Here is a 23,637-nt window from a genome sequence, read left to right as displayed (position 1 = left end):
GGATTACTTTCCGCTCGCTCCCGCTTCAATCTGTTTTTGAATTTTTTCCAGATTGAACGAACCCGGGGTTTGGCTGGGTGGATAGTCCTTCATCGTTTGCAAAAATTTCGCGGCGATCCCCTGAATTGGAACCACGATAAATGGCCGATCTAAAAACCAATCGTTGTAGGTATTGGAGTTATGCTGGGCCTTTTCAAAGGGGTCGCGACGCAAATTAAACAAGAGAGGGACGCGCAGTTCGGTAAAGGGCTCGCGCCAAACGCCAAAGGCCTGGCCGCGGTTTTCGAGAAATACGACTTTCCAGTCGCTATAGCGGATAGCCACGATCTGACCGTCGTCATTGACGTAAATAAAATCCTTGCGGGGTGATTCCTGTGTTTTTCCCCGTAAATATTCCAACTGATTCACGCCGTCAATGTAATTGCGATACTTGCGCCCGTTCAATTCCACTCCGGAACGAAGTTGTTCGGCGATATTGGTTGATCCCGCGGCGGCGGCAAATGTCGGCAGCCAGTCCTCGTGGGAAACAATCCCGTTCAGCGTCACTCCCGCCGGAAACTGTCCCGGCCAGCGAATAAACGCCGGAACGCGATAAGCCCCTTCCCAGTTGGAGTTCTTTTCGCTGCGAAAGGGGGTTGTTCCCGCGTCGGGCCAGGTGTTGTAGTGCGGCCCGTTGTCAGTGGAATAATACACTATCGTGTCATTAGCAATCCCCAGGTCATCCAGCAATTTTAGCAATTGCCCCACGTGTCCATCGTGTTCCACCATGCCGTCGTGATACTCATTGCCGCTGGGACCGGATAGTCCGCGATTTTCGGCCTTTACATGGGTGCGAAAATGCATCCGCGTGCCATTCCACCAGCAAAAGAAGGGCTTGCCCGCGGCGTTTTGCCGCTTGATAAAGTCCTGGGCGGCGGCCACGGTTTCTTCATCAATCGTTTCCATCCGTTTTTTGGTCAGGGGACCAGTGTCTTCAATGGTTTGGCCTCCCCGTCCATCGGCCTTGGTTTTGAGAACTCCCCGCGGGCCAAAGCGTTTGCGAAATTCGGGGGCCCGTGGATAATCCTCGTTTTCTGGTTCTTCTTCGGCGTTCAAGTGATACAGATTTCCCAGAAATTCATCAAAACCATGCATCGTGGGGAGGTGTTCATCCCGGTCGCCTTGGTGGTTTTTGCCAAATTGACCCGTTGAGTAACCCAGGCTTTTCATGACCGTGGCAATTGTGCAATCCGTCTTTTGCCAGCCTTCCTTTGCGCCAGGTAAACCTACTTTTGTCATGCCGGTGCGCACCGGCACATTACCCGCCAAAAACGCCGCGCGGCCGGCGGTGCAGCTTTGTTGGCCGTAATAGTCCGTAAAGGAAATCCCCTCCCGGGCAATCCGATCAATGTTGGGCGTTTGAAATCCCATCATTCCCCGGTTGTTATGGCTGATATTCCAAGTGCCAATATCATCCCCCCAAATCACCAGGATGTTCGGCTTTTTCCCGCTGGCTTGCAGATTGGCGGTGACCTGTTGATTTCGCCGAGCCAATTGTATGGCAACATCAGTGTTAATGGCGGCGGGGACCGGTTCGGCAGCCGGCAATTGACGAGGCGTGGCCAGGGAACCAATAGAAGAGGGGACTTGCGCGGCTAACCAACCTCCAGCCGCACATGCGGCCAATAGAATAATTGTCCCAAATTTGGATGCGGGCAACATGCGATCCTCCCCCAAGAAAAGAGTGTGCGTCGGTATCCGGGTGCTTTTTTTACACCGCGATAGCTAAACATATTAGGGTAAGATAATCATTTTGAAAACGGACATGCTGGTGTTTTTTAGTGAATTTTATAAAAATCCCCAAGTCTCGCCAGGAACTATTCTTGCAATCCCGGATCTGCAATGTTTCGGACTTACCACCACAGGGCAATCTCGGCCCAATCGTATGCTTCCAGATCAACGCGCACGCGATTATTTTCAATAGTCAAAATCTCTTGGGCTTCCCCGCTAAATTGAATGCGCTGGGCCGAGCTGATGGGATGAAACAGTTGCACGTGGACTGGCCCGGCTAACCCCGCGGTTTCTTGCAAGCGTAGCCGCAGGCCGCACACACGGTCTTCCTGCAGTAAAGATTCAATGGCCGTTACCAGGACATCCCGCACATCCACATGCACTAGCCAGCCGGTTGTGGGCCGGTCTCCGGGCCAGTCGCAATTGACGCTCGGCCAGCCAGAACCGGGCAAAACCCTACTATTCAATGATACTGGTACGTCATTTGTAGCGGATGAGTTGAGTTGATGGCATATAGCCCCCAACGCAAACTGCCTGGCAACGGCCGCACAATTCGGCAAATCCAGTCCAATCCCCAACCGCCAAACCCAAGGTTGTTGGTTAGCGGGAGGTTCCTCGCGCGAAACCGCTAAAAGCGTGTCGAATTTGCGGTATTCCGTACGTAAGTGAAAGGCCAAGCCCCCCGTCAAAATCGTGGTGCGGACCTTTTCATCGCGGATCTCCACAAAGTCTGCCGCTTCGATCCGTTTGGCCGTAGTCAGTTGCGCGGCCTCATGCACGCTGCGCCACAGCTCTTGGGTCTCGTGCGGCCACGCCCAGCGACAGGCCAGATAGGATTGCCACGGATCAGGCTGCAAGGGTTTTAACGGCCAAACTTTGATTGTTAGTTCCACCACCCGGCTCCCCGCCGCCAGGCTGGTTTGCTGTTCAAAGCGGGCATAGACCTCTCCCCCCGCATCGACCAAATCACCCCGGCTGACAATTTGTCCCAGCACTCCGGTATTGTGCTGGATTTCTAGCTGAGTGGCCCGCATCGTGGCATAGGTCGGCTCGTCTTCCCACGACTGGCCGTTGGTACTGTCTGGGAGCCGCCACGCCAGTTGTTGCGACAGCCGATTTCCCCGGTGTTTTAAATCGCGCACGCCCACGATTCCGCCGGTTTGGGGGCTGATTGTCACTTCGACCAATTCGTTTACCAGTTGCCATTGGGTGGCAATTGGAGAGGCAAGTTTGGTCGTTCGACCTGGAAATAAGCTACCTAGCACGCTTTTGGCTGATTTTTGGCCTCCTGGAGTTTTTGAGTTTGCCTTGCCTACCCAAGAAAAACCGAGCGCGGGAATTTCCACAATCAACTCACCGCTAATTGAGGAGGTTTGGCCGGGACTCATAGAAGTTGGATCATTGGCGGCGAGCGGGATCGCGGCTTTGACCATGCCATTGATCAGTGGCAAGTCTCCCCAGGCGGCTGGCCATACCAGTCTTACTCGCGCGGAGGCCGATGTGGGATTGACCAGCAATACACCCAGGGGTACAGGATTTTGGAGTTGCTGTTGGTTATCTACCGCGCAGTTTGTTCCCCCCAGTCCCGTGGCTAATAAAGGCAAAATCTGCTCCCCGGTGATCGTGCGGCAGTCACGCTGGCAAAGCGCTCCGGCCAAGCCGCGCAGAATCATTTGCTGCTGATTGGCTAGTCGTTGTTGAAACGCGGATTGGCGAGCGAGAATGGGATTGGTTGCGTAAGGCGCACTCGTTTGCGTCAAATACGGTGCGCGGTACTGATCGGCCTGGAAGTAGCTGTAGTCGCCGGTGCCGACGCTGTCGTTAAAGAATTGTTCAAATGTGCAAAATCGTCCCAACACCGGCGCATAGTCGTGAATCCGCAAGAGATCATGAAAGAACGGGCTGCCATGCCCCGGCCAATGGACAAACACCATCACCGCCACATGGTCATGGTCCATCGTTGCCCCTAGTTTTTCCGGCAGGTTCAGCAGCGCCGCGGACTCTCCCGCGTGCAGCGGCAACCGGCCAATCGCTTCGATCCCCTTGGTCCCCCAACCTTCCCAACTGGTTTTGGTTTTTTGCGATTCTGGAAACCGCCCCTCGTCAAAGGTGATATGCCAAGCCGACTGATAACCTAAGCTTTGCAAAATGCCTGGTAAAATAGGCGTCAGACCATGCCGCTGGCGGCCAAAGTGGCGTGGCTCTTGGTCGAGCAACTTCTTCCATACCATTCCTCCCGCGCGCAAATCCGCGAGAATCGCTTCGGCGTTGTGAATGGGCCATTCCGCTCCGTCATTGTCTCCGCCGATCACGGTTAGTCGTTCCGCCGCCAAACCCGCCCGAATAAGTTCCAGCGTTTCCGGCTCCGCGGCGGCAATTTCTGCCAGAGACTTGGCCGACAACAGGATGTTTTGTGGGCGTTCCGTGGCTAGTTCCCGACGCAGGCTTGCTCCCGCAAATTGTGGATTGACCAAGAGGATATTCAGCCAATAGGTATCCACCGGATAAAAATGACTACGGGCCTGCAGTAGCAGATCAAAGGCCCCCTGCAAATGGGTGCGCGTCTGGTCCGCATCTCCCAGGGCGCTAACCCGCGCGGCCAAACTTGCTAATTCTCCAAAGCGGGCCTCCTCGACCAGGCTCATGTAGCGCATCCGCCGGGTCAGCAACTCGGTCCAGAGGTAACCCAATGCCAGGGCAAAAAAGTCATCCACCAGGGCAAACTGCTCCGGCGGGATTGTTGCTTCCTCCCTGTCTTGCCCGGTGGCAAGGTTATACTTAAAAATCTGGTTCAGGATTTCAGTGCGATCCGGCCCCCCGATGATCAGCACGCCCCCCTGCTCCGCCACTTGCGCGGCATAATCACTGGGCAGGTCACATCCAAAGGTTCCAGGCAAGAGCAAGAGCTTGCCCGTAGTATCCTGGGGCGGGTCATCACAGCGGGCCCAAGTGGGGAGTTTTTGTGCTTGCGCTAAGAGAACCGGATGCCAGAGGGCCGACCACGCGGCCAGGAGTCCGCTGGCGTCATCGCCCGTATGGTACAACGGAAAATCTTCGAGGCTGTGGCAAGGGAGCAGAATGACAAGTTCAGTGAAGCGCATGCGATTAAAGAAACAATATGCCGGAAAATTCCGCAACGAATGGCAAAATCTAAATCATTTTTGTATCATATCAACAATTGTTAATGACATGTGGGTTAACCAAGAAAACACCGAACAATTATTTTTTATCACAATGCCACAACGCCAAACATCCAATCGCGCCGCCACTCCAAGTGAAAAATGCATCGCGATTACCTTTCTCGCCTTACTAGGTACCTTACTCTTTTGGCTTAACGGCGCCATCGCCAGGCAACAACCCGCCGGGCTGCAAAATCAACTCTCCCCCGCTGAAATCCAAGCGGGCTGGATTTTGCTCTTTGATGGCGAGTCCGCCGGTCCCGACCAGCCGCTTCCTTATGGATGGTACGCCAGCGGCGACGCCAAGTGGGAAGTCGTCGCTGGTGAAATCCGCAGTTCCGGCGCGCAGCCCGGCTTTTTAGTGACGACCACCGACTATGGCGATTTTCAGCTTTCCGCGGAATTTCGCGCGGCCGAAACCACCAATAGCGGCATTTTTTTGCGCACCGTGGCCAAACCGACCAGTCCCGCCGTGGACTGCTATGAGCTAAACATTGCAGCGCCGGAGGTTAGCCCTTTTCCCACCGGCAGCCTGGTTCAACGGCAAAAAAGCGACCTCAGCCATTCCCCCCACGGACCCGCCACCGATGACCAGTGGCATCGCTTTGAGGTGACCTTTGACAAAGGGCGCTGCACGGTCAAACTGGATGGCCAGCAGGTGCTGGACTATACCGATCCCCGGCCACTCGGTCGGGGGGCGATTGCCCTTCAGGCAAACACCGGACCGATTGCCTTTCGCAACCTCAAGCTTTTCCCCCTGGGGACAGAACCGATCTTTAACGGCCGGGATCTGACCGGCTGGACCCTCTTTCCCGGTAAAGCCAGCGAGTACAGCGTGACATCTATGGGCGAACTGCAAGTCAAGAACGGCCCCGGCATGCTGGAAAGCACGGGTAAGTATGGCGATTTTGTTTTGCAATGGCAGGTCCAGACCAATGGGGACCAGTTGAATAGCGGGGTCTTTTTTCGCCAGATCCCGGGCGAATTTACCCAAGGCTACGAATGTCAAATTCAAAACGGCTATAAAAACGGTGATCGCACGCAGCCGGTCGATTGCGGTACGGGGGGCTTTTATCGCCGCCAAAATGCCCGACTGGTCAATAGCAACGACCGCGAATGGACGGCGGTTACCCTTGTCGCCCATGGTCCGCACATGGCCGCCTGGGTGAATGGTCGCCAGGTCAGCGATTGGACCGACACCCGCAAACCTGACGACAATCCCCGCAAAGGACTGCGGACCGCCGCGGGGACGTTTTCCCTGCAGGGCCATGATCCCACCACGGACATTTTGTTCCGCGAGCTAAAGGTTGCCGAGATGCTACCACGGCAAGCGGTTGATAAATGAGTGGCGGGTTGCTCGTCATGGCAATTGATTGCCAATAAGTGTGTGAAGAGAGGATTGAGAATGATTTGCATTGTGAATTCTTTCACAAGGCGGAACCGCTAAATTTTTCTCCAAATATGTTTGATTTTAGACCAGCGATCTTTCTAAGATAGAGATAACTTCTTTTGAGCTGGCAGCAATGGTTGCAAATTGCCAACCGGTTTAGCAAGTCAATCGGCAACGGATAAGAGGCATCCGCGGGTTGACGGCAAAGATCGCGCTTGTGAAGGCGCATTAATAACCGTGTGTGACGGGATTGTGCGCCCAATATTTGACCTCATCCCGGGCTGGGGTTGTTGGTGGATATAGCCGTCAAAGCGCGTAATTACTCTTTTCTAGTGATTGGTGTTCTTTTCTTTGCGGAGATTGTTGCCATGCAGTTGCGTCATATTTTAGCGAACAAGGGGCACGCCGTGCATTCGATCCGGGCCAATGCCAGCCTGGATGACGTGGTCAAGCAGTTGGTGCAGCATAACATAGGCTCCCTGGTCGTGGTGGACCCCGCCTGGCCATCGCGGATGCAGGGGATTATCACCGAGCGGGATATCCTGCGCGCCCTGGCTCATATGCATACGCCGCTACATCTGTTGGAAGTGGCGGACTGCATGACGCGCGATGTAATCGCTGGCGGACTCAATGACACCGTTGAAGAAGCCATGCATCTGATGACCGCGCATCGGGTCCGGCACTTACCCGTGGTGGAGGGGACCGAACTTGTGGGGATGATCTCGATCGGCGATCTGGTTAAAAATCAGTGCGAAGAACTGACCTTGGAAAACCACTACCTCAAGTCGTATATCCACGGATAGGGTGAAATGGCCGTATGCCAGTCCGCACATCCCTCGCTCTACGTTGATTAGCAGTAGGATGCACGCCCACGGTTTGAATTGCATAAACCGTGGGCGAGTGCTGTGTCAAAGTTAATGATTCGAGTTAGGCAGATCAGCCGCTGGGCGCTAGCCCACGGTTTTTTCCGCTCCTAATCCGACCGTGGGGTAGCTGCCTATGGATCATCCACAAACGAATCTTTGGCAGAGCACTAGCTTGGTACATTGCTGCGATTTTAGGCTTTTTCGCGCCACCTTTGCGAAAATCGGGCCACCGCGTATGATACGGTGAACAGACTTCACGGCATCAGCGGAGCGGTTTATGCGATTGAGCGAGGCGTACGGTCCCGGTAAATTTGGCTTGTCTTTTGAACTCTTTCCCCCCAAAACGGCGGCGGGAGAAGAGTCCATGTACCGCAGCCTGGACGAACTGATGCGCTTTCGGCCCAGCTTTGTCACTTGCACGTATGGCGCGGGGGGGAGCACCCGTGAAAAAACGTTGGATATTTGCCAGACGGTCCATCGCCGTTATGGCCTGCCGGTGGCCTCCCACCTGACCTGCGTTGGTAACACCGTGGCCGAATTGCGGGCCTACCTGTCGGAGGCTGGCTCACGCGGCATTTCTAATATTGTCGCCCTACGCGGCGATCCGCCCAAGGGGGAAACCCGCTTTACCGCAGTAGACGGCGGGCTGTGCTGGGCCAGCGAGTTGGTCAATCTGATTCATACCGAATTTCCACGTTTTGGCATCGCGGTGGCTGGATATCCAGAAATTCACCAAGAAGCCACCAGCGCGGCCGACGATCTGCAAAATTTGTCAAACAAGGTCGCGCTGGGGGGGGAAATCGTCATCACCCAGTTGTTTTATGATAACGCGGACTACTTTGGCTATGTGGAGCAGGTTCGTAAGTTGGGCGTGACCGTGCCCATCGTCCCGGGCATTTTGCCCGTGACCAATTTTGCGCAGATTCAGCGAATTGCCAGTTTGTGCAAGGCGCGATTGCCAGAGGAATTTGCCGCCGCGTTATCCGCCGCCGGAATGGATGAAGCGGCGCAGTTTGAAATTGGCGTGGAGTTTGCCACGCGGCAAGTGCGGGAACTGGTGGCCGCGGGCGTGCCGGGCATCCATTTTTATGTGCTAAATAAATCCGCGGCGACCATGCGGGTACTGGAGAGCGCGGGGATACAATCAAGCTAATGCTTGCCCCTTTCGGGTGATTGGTAACGCATTTTATTGTCCTCCACCACTTGCCGCAACCAATAACGCCAGGCACCATACCCGGTAAACAGGACCAACCCCGTCACGATCACAATCGTCCATTCCGTGGACTTGCCGGCTTCTTTGGCCAATTCAGCGGGCACCTGGGCCAGGGGCTTGATCGCGTTTTCCGCCACCACCACGGACAGGTCCTTGGCCCCGTCCAGGAAAGGTTCGGGATTGCTGACAAATGCCGCGCACGCCGCCACACTTGCCAGTGTTAGTTTGTTGCGCCAGACAAAGTTCATCGCCCGATCGCCATATTTGCCAATGACGCGCAGCACCGCCGGAGATTGGGGAATGATAGCCAGGGTCCCTTCGCTGGCCATGATGGCCAGTTGGCGGCCTTCTTGGCTGGAAAGTTTGGCCAGCGCCTCGGCGGCTTCGCCGCCAAATTTTGATATTACCGGCGTGGCGGCGTTGCCATGCTTCACCAAGGCCGCTGCGGCGTTATCACCTAGATTGGCCACCAATCGGAGTTGGGTCGAATCGGTCACGACAGCCAGGGCGTTGTCGCCATATTTTGAAAGCGTGGTCAACGCGGGAAGGGCATTTTCGCCGGCCTCCTCGGCAATGCGCAGCGCGCGCGGGCCGACACGGCGAGTGGCGGCGGTGACTACTGCCTCGCCATGCCGCGCGGAGAGCGTTTCTAGTCGCTTGGCCACGGTTTCGGTCCCTTGCTCAGCCACTTCGCGGGCAAAATTCTTGCCCAGATATTCCATCGTCTCGCTAACGAGTTTGCTGACGGGATTGGCCAGACCGGCGGTGGTCGCAAAACATAGCAACCCGCAACACCAGGCAAGCGCCCATAACCGGCGGAAGCGCGAATGATAGGTCATGGTAAAAATGCTCGTCTGAAAAAATGGTGGTCAGTATTGCGTGCAAAAATGGATGATCCCAGCTTCATCCTCCGGGCATTATTATTATAAGGCTAAGGTTGTGGGTGATTGGCCTGGAGGAGTGATAATAAGGCCGCGCGTCGTAAATTGGCCCGTTGACTGGCGTATTTGGTCAGCCGTGATTTTAACGCGGGACTCTCCTCCGTGCCGATAATCAACAGGCGAATCTCATCCAGCTTGCGATTGAGTTCGTGCGCCAATTCGCCCTTGGGGTCGGCTGTCCAATCATACACCCACCAGACAATTTGATCTATGATAACGCCCACCACCAGCCCAATCCCCAGGGTATACGGTGAAGCAGCTGCCCCGGTCCCTAAAATGCCCGCGGAAATGCCCAGCCGGACGGCGACCTGCGTGAGCACCTCGCCAGCGATCAAGGAGACAACTTCGCCCGCGGCCGTATTGGCAAAATCGGCCTGGCTGGCGTGGATGACCTTCTCGACAGCGGCGGCATACTCGGCCCGCAACTGGCGTTCATCCCAGGTTGCCAGTTGATAAGTGGTTGAAAAGTCAGCGGTGTCCACCCGCACCCGCACCAGCACCTCATTATCCAGGCTATCCAATTGTTGGACGTAGGCCTGTATGGTTTGTTTGAGCAAGGTTTCCAACTCTTCCGGGCTAAAGATATGTTCATTGAACCGCTCGCGGATGTACTCCACGTGCCGGTCGCCGCGCGTGCCCGGGACATAATCGAGGATCAGCCGCCATTTGCTGCTAAAGCTGAGCGCGTCCCGCGCAAACGCGGGCGTGTGGTTTTTTGACTGGCGAAAAAACTGATCAATCCGTTCAAGCTGCGCTTGCAGTCGCTGTTCGGCGGCATGCTCGGCCCAGGTAAGGTGTGGCCCGGCTAACTGGAGCGCAGAGGGGACGACGGGGGTCGGTGGCGACGGCCTGGCCTGCTCCGGCTGGCTACCCGCGGATGGGGGAGTATGGCTGACGGCATTTTGCCAAGCGACATAGGGCCAAAATAATATCACGGACAAAGCGCATAACCCACCCAAACCGAACAAAATCGTCCAGTCGGGAAGCAATGTTCTCTTTGCACCGCGGTTGCTCATGGATGCCACGTGGAGTTTTCTATGGGGAAACATCCTTGCCCAAAGGATTTCTGGATGGGGATGAAATTATTGGGGAAAAAAGGGTGCTGCTTGCGGGATTTTGCCAACTTTTCCATCTAAGCACGAAATCGGCGCTTCTGAAAGTCGACTTTGTGTTAATTTTGTTGCCATTTTCGATTATTTCGTCACAGGAATTTTTAATAGTCCAAAACTCCAGGCATGAGCGGGATACCCCTCCATAGAGGAGATTTTGGGTAAATTGCGAAGAAAAAGGTGGTGTCCGGGAACTTTAAGCTACTTTTTACTACGGGGCTAATTGCTTGCTGGACGGGAGTTGGCGAGAAGATCGGCGTGAATTTGGCCTGCATTATTTATTAACATGCTGCGCGTCCCTTTACATAAACTGCAACCCGGCATGATCCTGGCTCGAGCTATTGCCGCGCCGGGGGATCCCCGCATGTACCTAGTGCAGCGCGATCGAGAAGTTCCGGCGGATCTGATTCCGCGGCTGCGCGATTTGGGCATCACCGATGTGTGGGTGCGGTTTCGGGATTTGGAATTTTTGGAAGGCCTGATCGATGAGGGGCTGGGCGAGCATCAGCGCGAGGTTTATCAGCATGTGCGCCGTAACTTTGAGCAAATGCTAGGCGGAGCGGCCTTTGAGCTGGATTACAATAAATTTACCACGTCGATTGGCGATTTGTTTCAGTATCTGAAGCAAAATCCCTGCGGCAATGTGTTGCTGCAAAAGCTGGAATCTTATGATAATTATTTGATGTCCCATTCCACCAATGTGTGTTATCTGGCGCTGCTGCTGGGTTTAAAATTAGAAAAATATCTCATCGAGGAACGCAGTTTCAAAACTGCGCGCGAAGCCAAGGATATCCAGTTGTTGGGGTTGGGCTGTATTTTGCATGATGTGGGAAAAATGCGCATACCGGCGGAAATCTTGAACAAGCCTTCCCGCCTTACGGAAGAAGAAATGCGCATCATGGAGATGCACACCATTTACGGATATGAAATGGTCAAGGGCCAAGTCCCCGCCAGCGCGGCGCAGATCGTGCTAAACCACCATCAGCGGTTTAATGGCAAAGGTTATCCCGTGCGCGTGGATCCCACCAATGGCCAGGAGTTGCCGCCGCTGGTGGCCAAGCAAATTCCCATTTTTAGCCGCATCACCACCATTGTCGACGTCTACGACGCGGCGACGGCAAAACGCGTCTATTCCGCCGCAAAGCCTTCGGTCCGCGTTCTGCACGAAATGAAAACCTGGTGCCAGGGTTTCTTTGACCCGCGCATCGAAAAAGCATTTTTTGAAATCATTCCCCCGTTTCCCGTGGGGAGCTTGGTTAAATTAAATAACGGCATCGAGGGGGCGGTGATCGATTTTAATCCCCAGCATCCCACCCGACCCAAGATTCAAGGATTGATCGATCCTTATGGGCAGCCGTTTGAAAATCCGGCAAACGAAGAGCTGGACCTGGCCCTGCATCCCGACTTGCATGTGGCCATGGCCGATGATCAAGATGTCACACCCTACCTGGCTACCCAGGAAACGCTGGAAAATCAGTTGGAATACGCGGAGGCCGTGTAATATTTTCTGGAAAATGCCAAGGATGGGCCGCTCGCAATGGTTATCGGCGCGGCATTGTTGCTAAAATGCAACTGACCGTCTGGTGGTTTGGTTAACGGGCGGTGGATCATTTTTATGCGGCGGCCGCTCGTCCGCCCTGGATGTGCAACTTTTGGGGATGGATGAATGATAAAGCAACCACTGTTTGTTATGGCCCTGGTTTTGGTGTCTAATCTGGCCCAAGCCGCCGACGTGGCGGCTCCGCCATCTGCCCCGGTAGGATCAGCCAATTCCGCGGCCGCCACCGCTGTCGGGTCACCGCGGGCGGTGTATCAACCAACGGGCGCGCCAGCGGATCCCCGCGTGGACGTACGCTGGAATATCTATCACGACTACGATGCCTCCACCCGCATCTTGCAGGCGCTGGCCGCCGCCCACCCGCGGTTGGCCACCTTGTCCAGTTTGGGAAAGTCCACTGACAAACGCGAAATGTGGGTATTGACCATCGCCAATCCCGGGACGGGCTCCCTCGAGGAAAAAGCTGCGTTTTGGATCGATGGCGGGATTCATGCCAATGAAATCCAGGCCACCGAAGTTACCCTGTATACCGCATGGTATCTGCTTGAAAGTTATGGTCGCAATGAGCGCGTCACCAGCTTAGTCAATGAGCGCGTTTTTTATATTTGCCCCATGCTAAGTCCCGACTCGCGCGATGCGCATTTTTATCGGGCCAATACCACGCATACTCCCCGCACCGGCCAGGTGCCGGTGGATGACGACCAGGACGGAAAATTTAACGAGGACCCTCCCAATGATTTAAACGGCGATGGCCACATTACCCAGATGCGCCGCCGGGATCCCAATGGCAATCAAAAACCCCATCCCGATTTTCCCGACCTGCTAATCCCCGCAAAACTAGATGAACCCGGCGAATACACGCTGTTGGGCGAGGAAGGTTACGACGACGATGGCGACGGCCGGGTCAATGAGGATGGCGACGGCAGGTATGATCCCAACCGCGATTGGGCGTGGAACTGGCAGCCGCGGCATGTGCAAAACGGCGCGCACCGCTACCCTTTTTCCCTGCCGGAAAACCGTGTGGTGGCGGAGTTTATCATGCGTCATCCGCACATAGCCGGAGCGCAAAGCTATCATAATACCGGCGGCATGATCCTGCGCGGGCCGGGCGCGCGGGATGACCGCTATGAGGCTGCGGACCTGGCCGTCTATGACCAGTTGGGCAAGCGGGGAGAAAGCATGCTCCCCGGCTACCGCTATATTAATATTGCCGAAGATCTGTACGAAGTATACGGCGGCTCGGTCGATTGGCTGCATCAAATGAACGGTGTGTTTACATTTACCAATGAGTTATTCACGCCGTTTAATTTTCAGCGAAAGGAAGTCGGCGGGGAACCATTTGCGCGGCCGGAACTGCTGCACCAGTTTAATCGAGATCTGCTGCTGGGTGATGGCCTGGTCAAATGGCAAACCGTGACGCATCCCAAATACGGCCAGATCGAAGTGGGCGGGATGAAAAAGAATTGGGTGCGGCAGCCTCCCTCCTTTTTGTTAGAGGAAGAATGCCACCGGAATATGGCGTTTACGCTGTATCATGCCGACCAAATGCCCCGGGTCGCCATTCAATCCGCCGTTAGTAAAGCACTGACCGCGGAAAAAACGGATCAACCGCTGTATGAAGTCACAGCAGTCATCATCAATGAAAAGCTCATTCCCACGCATGCGGCGGTGGACGTTAAGCATAACATTAATCCGCCGGATAAAGTAACGTTATCCGGCGACAACCTGACGGTTCTGGCTAGCCAATGGAGCGAAGAGCCTTTTTTTGAAAAGCCGCGAACCACCCGCAAAAACCCGCGCGAAGTCCGCCTGCCCAATTTACCGGGGAAAGGCGCGCGGTATATCAAGTGGATTATCCAGGGATCAGGACCGGGCAACGTGCGGGTCCAAAGCGTCAAAGGGGGCGTGGCGGAAAAAACTGTCAAAGTGCAATAACCAACCTGAAATAACGATTGCCCCGACCGCTGATGCCCTGCTGCCGCAGACATTCGCGATTTTTCTAGGCCACTAAGCCTTTTGTCACCAGCATAAAGACATCTTCCAGGGTTGGGTCCTTATCATAAAAACTGCGGATCCGCACGCGATGCAGGACCAACTGATCATGCAGGGCGGCGACGGTTTCATCCCCCCCCTCTAGTTCCACGGTGATTCGGTCGCGGGCCGCCTCCACATTGCGAATTGCCGGATGATTCCGCAAAACATTCAGCGCCACCTGCAGCGCGTCTTCGTGCAGTTTGATTTCTATCACGCGATTGCGGCGTATCCGGCGATAAACCTCTTCTATCGGTCCCTGCAAGAGCAACTGCCCGCGCTCGACAATGCCGATGGATGTGCAGGTGTCGGCCAATTCACTGAGGATGTGGCTGCTAATCAGGATTGTCTTGCCCATGCGGCGCAGTTCCTTTAACAGCGCCTTAAATTCCATCCGGGCGCGCGGGTCCAGGCCGCTGCTGGGTTCGTCCAAAATAAGCAGCGGTGGATCATGCACCAGGGTTTTTGCCACGCACAGGCGCTGCTTCATCCCCCGCGACAGGCCGTTAACATAGTCATCCCGCTTATGGGTCAAGTCCAAAAGTTCCAAAACATCGCCGATGACCTGCTTGCGCCGCGCGCGGGGAATTTGATAAGCCACCGCGAAAAAATCAAGAAACTCCCAAACCTTCATCCCATCATACACGCCAAAGTTATCCGGCATGTAGCCCACACACCGCCTGACCCCCAACGGATCCTGGGTGACGCTGATCCCATTTACGAATCCCTCGCCGGTGGTCGCGCGCAAGAGAGTCGCCAAAAAGCGAATGGTCGTGCTTTTTCCCGCGCCATTGGGACCAATAAAGCCAAACAATTCCCCTTTGGCAATGGTCATATTCATATTTTGAACCGCGACAAATTCCCCGTAATGTTTGGAGAAATTGGTGATTTTAATCATCGGCTGCGCGGGAGTCGCCTGGCCGCTGGTAGCCCCCGTTGGCAAGGTTGCGGCATTGGCCGCTGAAGCACCGGCGGGACGACGGGCATCCGCCGGAAAACCGGGGACAGGCGCGCCGCTGGCGAGTTCCGCAACGGGGAGGGCGTTGGTTGTGGGCAAGTTGTGTTCTGGCATACACCGCCTAATCACTAAGTTGAACGTCCAAAAGCGATCTTAACGCCGGACGCATAACGTCCTGCCGAGTATTATAATCGCGCAGGTGGTTCCATAATGTGCCTGTTTGTAAATGCACCACCATGAGCGTGATAGAATGTTCGCTATTCGCCGTGGCGGGAGTGATCGACATTCCCCCCACTTGCTGGGGAATCAGGCATACCAGCCGTGCCTCATTGCAAGAAATTGTTGCGGGTGAACTAACCACCCCCAAGAGTTCTTGTATGGGGACGATAGGCCCCGTGGCCGTGGACGATTTAACCGGAGAAGGTGGTGGGTTATTGCCACTGGCAGCGGCTTCCTGCAATTTGTCGCGGCGCGGCGGTTTTACCGCTTCTCCACTCGACAGTGATGTTATCCGCGTCGTGGTTGCGGGATCAGGGTTGTCAGCTCCATTCAAATAATGCTTTTGCCAGCCGGAAAAGAGGGGCAAATTTAGGCTAGATGGTTCCAGCGGAGCCAGATCCACGGTGGTGCCTTCCCCCGCGCGTAACTCCCCAATCCAACCACCCGCCAACACGCCATCCTCCCGCCGCATGACAATCGCCGCGTCCTTGAGAATTTGCGTGGTTTTATTGCGCACCGCCCAACGATTCTCCGCGCGGGGTTCATACTCGATCACCCCTCCCAGGTCCAGCATTTGTTCGCTGTGGGCCATCGACATGCTGTTGGAGCTAACTAAAAAACCATTTAGCGAGTGTTCTTTGTCCCGCTGCCAAAAATCGACAGGCGTGGCGGCACGGTTGTTGGACGGATTGCCCGTGTTCGCCGGTCGGGTGGGAAACGGCAATGACACCGCGGAGCTTTCCGCCAACGTCAATTCATAGCTAGTGGTCAAAGAGGAATATAAGGCGGTGTAACGTGTCAAATGCGCGCGGGGGTAATTTGCATGGCATTCCAGGATTGCGACTTCGGTTTGGGAACGGACAAAGCCAATATCCAACTGCGCCAGCCGGATCACCGCCACCGAGCCGCCAATGGCTATCAGCGGCGCCGCCAGCCAGGCGTACTCAACCCGCCCCAGCACCCGGAAGATGCCGTAATTTACAAACACTAAAATGGCCAAATAAACCAGCAGTGTCCCAACGACAAACTGTAAACCAGGTATTTTTATACCCGCCGCTTCGCCCAAAGCCCGACGCGCAACATTCGATACAATCGAATAGTCATTCCAACTGGCGGGGGCGGGTTGCAGGGGATTGCGAGAATCATCAAATTGCTCGGGCGAGAGTGCCGCCGCGCCGGATGTTTGGGGTTGTTGCAGGAGGCCCGGAGGGGGCCACGGACCGCTCCAGCCCGGCGGTCGCGCCGGAATAGGCGCAAAATTGCCGGGCGTGGTGGCGGGGACGGCGTTGATTAAGGCGTCCGCGGAATTTTCCTCCACCAAGGGGGTCGTGAGCGGCGGTAGGATCGCCAGTTCCGAATGGTCCTCCGCGGCTCCCCGCGCCGTGGTGTTTTCCTCGATGACTTCTTCCACCAATTCCGACATATCCGCGGCGGTTCGCGGTACGACCGTGGGTGTTGACTCGGTATTTTCCGAGGGGCGTTCCTTTGGCGCTGTGGATGCGATTTTTCTCGCGGTGACGACCGCCGTCCGGGCTTCCGCCAGACTGCCCACTCCGGCGGGCAGGCCAATTTCGGGAAAGCCGCGCTCGGTCCAGTCTCGACTTAAAAACCGCAACTTGGAATTGCGATACGCATTTGCCAAAAAACCGTCATGCCGGGCGGCGGCCACCGCATACGCCTGATTGCTAAATTGTTCCCCGGGTATTTCGTAAAAAGCGCGCGGTCCGCGCCCCAACAGCGCACTATTTAAAAAACCATCAAACCCCGGCCAATTACGCAGTTCCGGCTGGGTTAAGGAAAACTTGGTTACCACCACCCGCCCCCGGCCCACTCGGCGGGCCGCGATCATTTCGGCGGTATTGGGAATGTACGCGCTCTCGGCGGCCAGCTGTCCATCCACGATGCTCCAGGGTTTGACCATGATCAGCGGTTTAAGCTGGGTGGTTTCCCGCGCGGGAGGGGTGCTGATGCCAAATTGGCCCGCGGGATCGTCCCGTCGCGACCAGTAATCATTTAGTTCCGCCAATTGCTCCGCCGTTAATTGAGCCGCCTTATGCTGTATGAGCGGTAAGTAGGACTCCCGCGGCGTGGCATCCAAAAAACTCCCCGAAAGTTTATCCAGCGCGCTTGGCCCATTGATAACCAGGACGCCTCCCCAGTGCAGCCAATCGATTAGCGCGGTTTGCTGTTCCACATTCCACAAGGCCGGATCAATATTATCCCAGACCAAGACCCCGGTTGTTGTCCAGGCTTGCACCTGGCGCGGGACTGGCACGGATTTTGATACGGCGGGGGCGGAAAATTTGTAGTTGTACCGCAATTCGCTGGTCGCCGGCGCGCGGATCGTGTCTAAGTCGGCCCAATAATGATATTTAGAACGGTCGGTGCTCAGCAGCAACATGAGATAAGTTTGCTGCGGCAGGCTGCTCAACGAAAGGACTTCCTCGCTGGCGGTAGGCCCCCCCACCGAACTTAGCAGTTCGGTCCGTAAGAATTGGTTGCTTTGGGGGGGCGTGAACAACAAATAATCCAAAAACTTTTCTTTTCCCTTGGCCAGGCTGACGGGCCGGGCCGCGGTCACGCTGTACGGCACATCCAATAAAGGGACCGCGTCCCCGTCGCTGGTTTGGACACTCGCCCGCAATTCGCCGGCGGGTACGTCCTCATCGTTGGCTTTGCGGCGTTCCTGCACGGCGGACCAATGCCGCGGCTTTACGTAATTTCGCAGCGGGGCCATTGGGCCAAAGAGCAACTCCACGTCGCTCGAGATTCCATCCGGCGCGTCGCGCGCCGGTAAAGAGTCCTTCCCCTTATTGGAACGCTTTTGTTGTTCCCTCTGGGATTGGTCGGCCACCTGCGGCAGAATGTCCAGTTGCACCGGATCAAACGGGGGAATTTTATTTTGACGGCGGGCTTCCTCTTCTTTTTGCTTGGCCTCTTCCGCGGCCAACGTGGCGGGGTCCGGCGAGCAACTGCACCCCGCTAGGGATAGCAACAAAATTCCAACCATTACTAAACCCGTACACTGCCTGCCATTCCTGAACAAAGTATTGCCCGCCTGCCGATTAAAAGCAGTCCGCCAAGGGGCATTATCACAAAATTTTATCATTTGCCGATGCATACGCGGCTACGGTAAAGGAACACAGATTTGCCAAAACCCTAGAACCCTAAAACCCCAGCATACCAAATCGAAAATCACCTTGCCCACTATCTGTGCAGTTTTTCCACCATAACTAAACAAAGGTACACTGTCAAGGGTTGGGGCGGGAAATCTTCTAAAAATTCGCGTTTGTAGGTCGGATCTCGATCCGACAAGTAGCTGCAGAAACTTGTTCCTGGGCCACGGAGCGGCGGGAAGCGTTTTTCAAATCTTTCCGCCATCCAACACCGCTACCTCCGCGGCCCGCTCGTCGATCAAATCCTCGCCGATGAGGATTTTTCGGGGGGCACCGGCGGAAAATTCCGCTGGACGCTCGGCGATCATGAAAACTCGATCCGCGACATCGTTGACAGCCTGACCCGCGCCCTCCTCAACCACAAACGCTACGACTCCTTTGGGCGGCTGGCGGCGGAAAGCAGTTCCGACCCCGCCCACGACACGCTGTTCGCGTTCACGGGGGCGGTGTTCGACATCGAGACGGGCCTGCAGCACCACCGGGCCCGGTATTATGACCCGCGGACGGGCCGGTTCCTGGGTGAGGACCCCGCGCTGGCGGATACCAACCTGTACCGCTACGCGGGGAACAACCCGGTCAACGCGATTGACCCGAGCGGCCTGGCGACGCAGCGCCTGGGGGGCGGAAGCGCCGGCAACTTGGCATTTCAGTTTGCCTTGGAAGGGGATAGTTATGCTCCGCGCGGAAATCCCAATGCACTCAATTCCTTGGTCAACAATTTGGTGGGGAACGATGCTTACAGTTCCGTTCACCGCTGGGTCAGTTATCAAGATTTTCAAAATAGCAGACTCAACGATTTCCTGAATCCACCAGAGACGAAGCTACAAGCGGAATTGCGCACCTATCGTGCCCAGCAAGAACGTGAAGTATGGCTGGAAAAAATTCGTGTCGATCATGCAAACGCCAGTTTTGATTACAATACGTGGCGATTAACGCACAGTACTTCCAACTTTTTGAATTCCGTTGGCGATAACGTCAAGCAATTCTCGAACAACCCTCTGTTCGGCATCGCGGACACGGTTTCGTCGAATTACATGCGGACAGTGAATCCCGCGTTTGCCGTGAGTTCCCATTTTGGCATGGAACAACCCACGCCGAGTAGCATAGTTGCGAGTGTTGGGAATTCGCTTAAAAGCGCTGCCCACACTACACGGGAAGCTGGGGTCATGTATGAGGAACTCGTTCGCAATGGGCACTCCAGGGAAGAGGCTTTCTACGGCGCCACGGGTAACGCCGTGGGAAATCAGGTGGGCCTGGGGAAAATCTGGAATGGGGCGTACTCCGGCAGCACCTACCAGATGGATGCCAACGAGAATTTTCAGTTCACAAAACTCTCAACGTCGGGTAGAATACTGCAAGGTGTCGTCGGGACTGTGGAACTCGTCACGACGGCCATGAGTATTGCTAGCCCGGTCAAAGCGGCTCTGCCAGGAGGTGGGGTAACTTCTCCAGCTGGAGGAGCAAGAGCAACTGGTGGCCTCGGGAATTTGGGAGGCGGTTCGTTAAAAGTATGGTCATCTGCGACTGGAGATGTTGTAGTTGATGCTGCAGCTTTACCGGGGCGTACTGGTATGCAGGTAGGCCGAAGACTTACCAATACTGAAATGGAAGGATTGCAATTGGCGCACGGAAGAGAGTTCGCGCTAATCTACGAAACAGGTGCTGGTAGAAATGGTGGAGGAGGACGCTATCTTCTCTTCTCGGGAGATCATGCAAAAGTATGGTTCCCAGCAAATGGCAACTATCGGTGGATTTCGCATACTCACCCTGCTGGTTACGCTCAGCATGCAAGCAAGGACGATATGCTGTGGTTGCAATTAATGCAGAAAAATGGAAATCCGCAGAGATACTCTACAGTAGTTCCACTCGATGGTGATCCATTCAAATTTAGCAGTTCAATTAATCGGGTGTCGCCATAATGCAAAGAGAAAAGTTTGAAGATTACGAGTATCTATTCATCGACAAAACCGGTCGATATGTGCTTATCCAGACCGGTAACGATGATTCTACGGATGTTGCAACATGCGTTATTTACGACAAAAAAACTGCGTGTGGTTTAATAATCGAAGACGATGTATTGGCCGAATCTATTAAGATTCGTCTTCATTCTGAAGGTACTCCTATTCTGTCGAACATACCAGCGGGGTAGCGGGTAGCGGGGTAGCCCATCCCTGAAAGAGTGTCTGGTGTCAAGGGAGCGGTTGGATATTTTTTGCTGTTTGATTTATGGGAAGACAACGAGCGCCCCGGAGTTGCCTTAAAGTTCATTTTTTGGCAACCTGCCGTGGTGTGGCGGGACAGTGGACGGACAGTGTTTTTGTGATTGGTCGGAGCGTGGCGTGGCTGCGGAAGTGCGTGAGTTTCGTGTCTGTTAAGCGGAGCGGCAAACGGGCGTTCTGTTATTGCGGGTTGATTGCCGACGATCTTTGCCGTGCGGCGGCACCCGACACATCCCTTCGTGAATCGGCGGGGTGGCACCGTTGAAGTGAACTTTTTCAGCAAGCTTTAGCCTTACTCTTGCTGGTTCCATTTCCTTGCACCAGACTTATCCATGATGAAGTAACGTTGGGTGCCACTGGCATTTTGCCAGTGCTTGCCACAGGGTGTGCGATCCCCAATAGCTTAGGAATTCTTACTCACGACTTTTTCCGAAGTGCCAGCCGTTTCGAATCATCAAGTTCCCGTCTCGGCACTGGTGTTCCACCAGTGGCACACGACGGCTTCACAAAATGGCCAAGTTGTTTGGTTGTTCCTGGAGGTGCACGGAAATGGCTGTCAGCAAGAACTGGGCAAAGCTAGAATAAGAAAGAGGGTAGTTCGTCAGTGCCACCCCGCCGATAAAGAGATTTGGGCACACGTTAATAAAACTATTCACACATTCCAGTGCCACCAACTACTTGGGCACCCAACCTTGGAGGAGGACTTCGATGACAAACAATTTTGAGTCAACCATCATTTTCTGCGCGGAATGCAACGAGGATCATAAATCAAATGAGTACGAATTCTTAGGACTTGTTCCGGAACTTGGAAATGTACCTCGGTACCGCTGCAAGAAATGTGGCCATATATTCGAGACCATCATGCCAAGCTTTGATGTAATTCGACCTGAGCGGAGATGAAATTTTGTGCAGAATGAGCAAGTAGGACAGGCTATTCATTAACCGGCGGTAAGGCCGTGGTAAATGGCGGATTCCAAGCCCTGGTCTCAACGGCCACGCTGGGTTTTGTGGAGGGGGGCCGGTTGCTTCCGGTCGATAAAGCCGACCTGGAAGCGGGTTATGCGTTTTCCGAGGGGTTGGCCAGGGTTTCGACGGAACTGGGCCTGGCGGCGCTGACCGGCGTCGCGCAGGGGTCAAAGTTAGCTTACGTGGCAAAGGGAGCGAACTATTTTGACACGTTGGGGAACGTGGTTGGTGTTGGCCGAGGCGGTTATGACGCGTATACTAATGATGGATTCTCGCTGCAAAACAGCGTGCAGATGATCGCTGGCCTTTTTGGCCTGGGGGGGAACACGGCAAGCTTCCGGGCGGCAGGGAAGGTGGATGAGACCGCGACGACGCTCGCCGGGCCGTTCAAAGAGATTGCCGGATCGCGCTCCGTTGTGGGCGGCGCACGAGTTGCACCAGGGATTACTGGTCTACATGACGTAAAGGATTTCGTTCCGTCGAGACTGCAAAAACTTGATGGGACTTGCGGGCTTTATTGCGCAAGTAATGCGATGAAAGACTTGAATGTGCCGCATACGCTTACAGTTCCGTTAGCTTTGCGAAACAGTATGCGTTCAGGTGGCTTGAATCGCAGTGAGCTGACCACACTTATCAACAATTCTACCGATGCGGCGTTTGCGGTGTCGCTTCGCCCAAGCTTGGATGATTTCTACAAGGCCCAAACCATGGGGTCCGTGATAGCGCATGTTGATGGAAACCATTGGGTAAATGTTAATACAGCATTCTCCGAGATAAGCACCCGAAAAACCTGGGTAAACGTCACAGATTCCGCACGGGGAACCTACAACCAACTGGAAACTTCCTTTCATACGAGAATGGCTGGCTCCAACACTATCATCAACGTCAGGCCCTATTAAACCTAATGTTCATGGCCATACCACAAGGATTTGTCTCATGTCTGGTGCGTCACAAGCTGATCAGTTAGAAAAGCAAATCGCCAAGTTTTTCACTGCTTACTTAAGGGAATTGCTCACCGACGATGAGCTCTGCCCGAATGTAGTAGAGAGAATCCTTTTGGAGGATCCAAGCGTATACGAATGCTGCGTTAGAAACATGGATTACAGACTTGTCACTTTATTGATAAATCATTTCGAACGGGATATTGTTCCAGCCAATTTTCGGCCGGATGCAACGGCATTTGTGGCTGATTTTAACGACAAAGAACTTCTTGCTCGCAGGCAGTGCGAAATGGAGGGTCGCTATCGCAGACTCTACGAATGCTTACGCTTTGGCCGCCCTGTGCCAAAAATAGTGCAACCCCAAAATGACGCAATCGAATCTGACAAATCGTAAGACTGACGAGGTGGGAACGCTGTTATTCGCTGCCAGATCATGAAGAATTTGCAAACATACCACCGCACACGCAACCCGATACGCAATTTTCCTCGCTAGCCGCCTAAGGGTCATCGCTGTTAATCCGCCTGTGCAGTTTTGTAACCCGTCGGCTTCGGCATTAGCCACCAAATCAGACTCGAACTATACAAGTACTGACTGAATCAGGAGTTAGAAACATCCCCAAACAGAGAATCGGTTCGGAAAGGGTGTGGCACGGGGAGCTTTTCTTATTTTTTGCGGAATTACCGCCAATCGACGGCTTGCACTGGAACTTGTTCCAGTGTGCGTAGCACAAGAAGCCCACATGGATATAATGGAAATATTTGAAGAAATGCTTCTTGCCGCTGCGCGGCCAAGGAACAAGTTCCTTGGGTACCCTTGCGAATCACCTGGGCTACCCGCAGTTGTCCTTCGCCGCTGCGCGGCTTTGCAATCAAACACGACTAGCGATCCGGGGGTTTGCATCCCCGGCTAAATTTCTGACGCCGCTGCGCGGCTAAACAAATTTCAAATACCGCGCTCCGCTGCGCGTCGCGGCTAAACGAGACAAGGGGTAGTTTTTCCATTCCCCCCGGGTAGTCGCTGCGCTCCAACCCGGGGCTATGTGCTGCAACCGCTTCGCGGCAGAAAAGCAAAGAAACCATAAACCAGCAACCAAATACTAG

The 23,637-nt window shown here is 54.7% G+C and carries 15 protein-coding genes; 8 read left to right on the top strand and 7 right to left on the bottom strand.

The genetic code is table 11. The annotated features are described in order from the left end of the window. Nucleotides 1–3: 3 nt before the first annotated feature. Nucleotides 4–1,701 (bottom strand): arylsulfatase, encoded by a 1,698-nt coding sequence (locus SFX18_14800; GenBank protein ID MDX1964418.1) that lies wholly within the window; start codon nucleotides 1,699–1,701, stop codon nucleotides 4–6. A 191-nt stretch (nucleotides 1,702–1,892) separates the two neighbouring features. After that, nucleotides 1,893–4,871, bottom strand: coding sequence for a hypothetical protein (locus SFX18_14795; GenBank protein MDX1964417.1), 2,979 nt, complete (start codon nucleotides 4,869–4,871; stop codon nucleotides 1,893–1,895). Nucleotides 4,872–5,004: 133 nt separating this feature from the next. Between SFX18_14795 and SFX18_14790 the strand changes: the two genes are divergently transcribed. From SFX18_14790 to metF, 3 genes are all read left to right on the top strand, one after another. Continuing rightward, nucleotides 5,005–6,294 carry a DUF1080 domain-containing protein gene (locus tag SFX18_14790; protein MDX1964416.1) on the top strand — a complete coding sequence of 430 codons (1,290 nt, stop codon included), beginning with the start codon at nucleotides 5,005–5,007 and terminating at the stop codon, nucleotides 6,292–6,294. 413 nt (nucleotides 6,295–6,707) lie between these two features. Then, entirely contained in the window at nucleotides 6,708–7,142 is a 435-nt protein-coding gene (locus SFX18_14785; protein ID MDX1964415.1) for a CBS domain-containing protein, read from the top strand. A gap of 340 nt (nucleotides 7,143–7,482) precedes the next feature. Further along, nucleotides 7,483–8,358, top strand: a complete 876-nt coding sequence (gene metF / locus SFX18_14780) for a methylenetetrahydrofolate reductase [NAD(P)H] (GenBank protein MDX1964414.1) — start codon at nucleotides 7,483–7,485, stop codon at nucleotides 8,356–8,358. Here metF and SFX18_14775 read toward each other — a convergent pair. Continuing rightward, the gene (locus SFX18_14775) at nucleotides 8,355–9,257 is read right to left on the bottom strand and encodes a hypothetical protein (protein MDX1964413.1); all 903 of its coding nucleotides are present in this window, start codon (nucleotides 9,255–9,257) and stop codon (nucleotides 8,355–8,357) included. The genes metF and SFX18_14775 overlap by 4 nt on opposite strands. A 92-nt stretch (nucleotides 9,258–9,349) precedes the next feature. Continuing rightward, on the bottom strand, nucleotides 9,350–10,375 hold the full coding sequence (locus tag SFX18_14770; GenBank protein MDX1964412.1) for a hypothetical protein: 1,026 nt from the start codon (nucleotides 10,373–10,375) through the stop codon (nucleotides 9,350–9,352). A gap of 379 nt (nucleotides 10,376–10,754) precedes the next feature. On the opposite strand from SFX18_14770, the gene SFX18_14765 reads away from it, so the two are divergent. Further along, a complete protein-coding gene (locus SFX18_14765; GenBank protein MDX1964411.1) occupies nucleotides 10,755–11,969 on the top strand; it encodes an HD-GYP domain-containing protein in 1,215 nt (404 codons plus the stop codon). Between the two features lie 189 nt (nucleotides 11,970–12,158). After that, nucleotides 12,159–13,961 carry a M14 family metallopeptidase gene (locus SFX18_14760; protein ID MDX1964410.1) on the top strand — a complete coding sequence of 601 codons (1,803 nt, stop codon included), beginning with the start codon at nucleotides 12,159–12,161 and terminating at the stop codon, nucleotides 13,959–13,961. Between the two features lie 64 nt (nucleotides 13,962–14,025). On the opposite strand, the gene SFX18_14755 is transcribed toward SFX18_14760, so the two are convergent. The 3 genes from SFX18_14755 to SFX18_14745 form a co-directional block, all read right to left on the bottom strand. Continuing rightward, the gene (locus SFX18_14755; GenBank protein ID MDX1964409.1) at nucleotides 14,026–15,129 is read right to left on the bottom strand and encodes an ABC transporter ATP-binding protein; all 1,104 of its coding nucleotides are present in this window, start codon (nucleotides 15,127–15,129) and stop codon (nucleotides 14,026–14,028) included. A 7-nt stretch (nucleotides 15,130–15,136) separates the two neighbouring features. Further along, nucleotides 15,137–18,244 (bottom strand): hypothetical protein, encoded by a 3,108-nt coding sequence (locus tag SFX18_14750; protein MDX1964408.1) that lies wholly within the window; start codon nucleotides 18,242–18,244, stop codon nucleotides 15,137–15,139. Between the two features lie 354 nt (nucleotides 18,245–18,598). Next, entirely contained in the window at nucleotides 18,599–18,886 is a 288-nt protein-coding gene (locus SFX18_14745) for a hypothetical protein (GenBank protein ID MDX1964407.1), read from the bottom strand. Between SFX18_14745 and SFX18_14740 the strand changes: the two genes are divergently transcribed. The 3 genes from SFX18_14740 to SFX18_14730 all read left to right on the top strand — a co-directional run bounded on the left by SFX18_14740 (nucleotide 18,797) and on the right by SFX18_14730 (nucleotide 22,930). Beyond that, entirely contained in the window at nucleotides 18,797–20,329 is a 1,533-nt protein-coding gene (locus SFX18_14740) for an RHS repeat-associated core domain-containing protein (GenBank protein MDX1964406.1), read from the top strand. The two genes, SFX18_14745 and SFX18_14740, sit on opposite strands and share 90 nt — an antisense overlap. Before the next feature lie 1,322 nt (nucleotides 20,330–21,651). Continuing rightward, complete coding sequence (locus SFX18_14735) at nucleotides 21,652–22,494, top strand: hypothetical protein (GenBank protein MDX1964405.1); 843 nt, start codon at nucleotides 21,652–21,654, stop codon at nucleotides 22,492–22,494. A 37-nt stretch (nucleotides 22,495–22,531) separates the two neighbouring features. Next, nucleotides 22,532–22,930, top strand: coding sequence for a hypothetical protein (locus SFX18_14730; GenBank protein MDX1964404.1), 399 nt, complete (start codon nucleotides 22,532–22,534; stop codon nucleotides 22,928–22,930). The last annotated feature ends 707 nt before the right edge of the window (nucleotides 22,931–23,637 follow it).

It is taken from the genome of Pirellulales bacterium (assembly GCA_033762255.1).
Classification (GTDB): Bacteria; Planctomycetota; Planctomycetia; order Pirellulales; family JALHPA01; genus JANRLT01.
The sequence above is the reverse complement of the archived record's forward strand: the minus strand, read 5'-3'. Positions and strand labels throughout refer to the sequence as shown.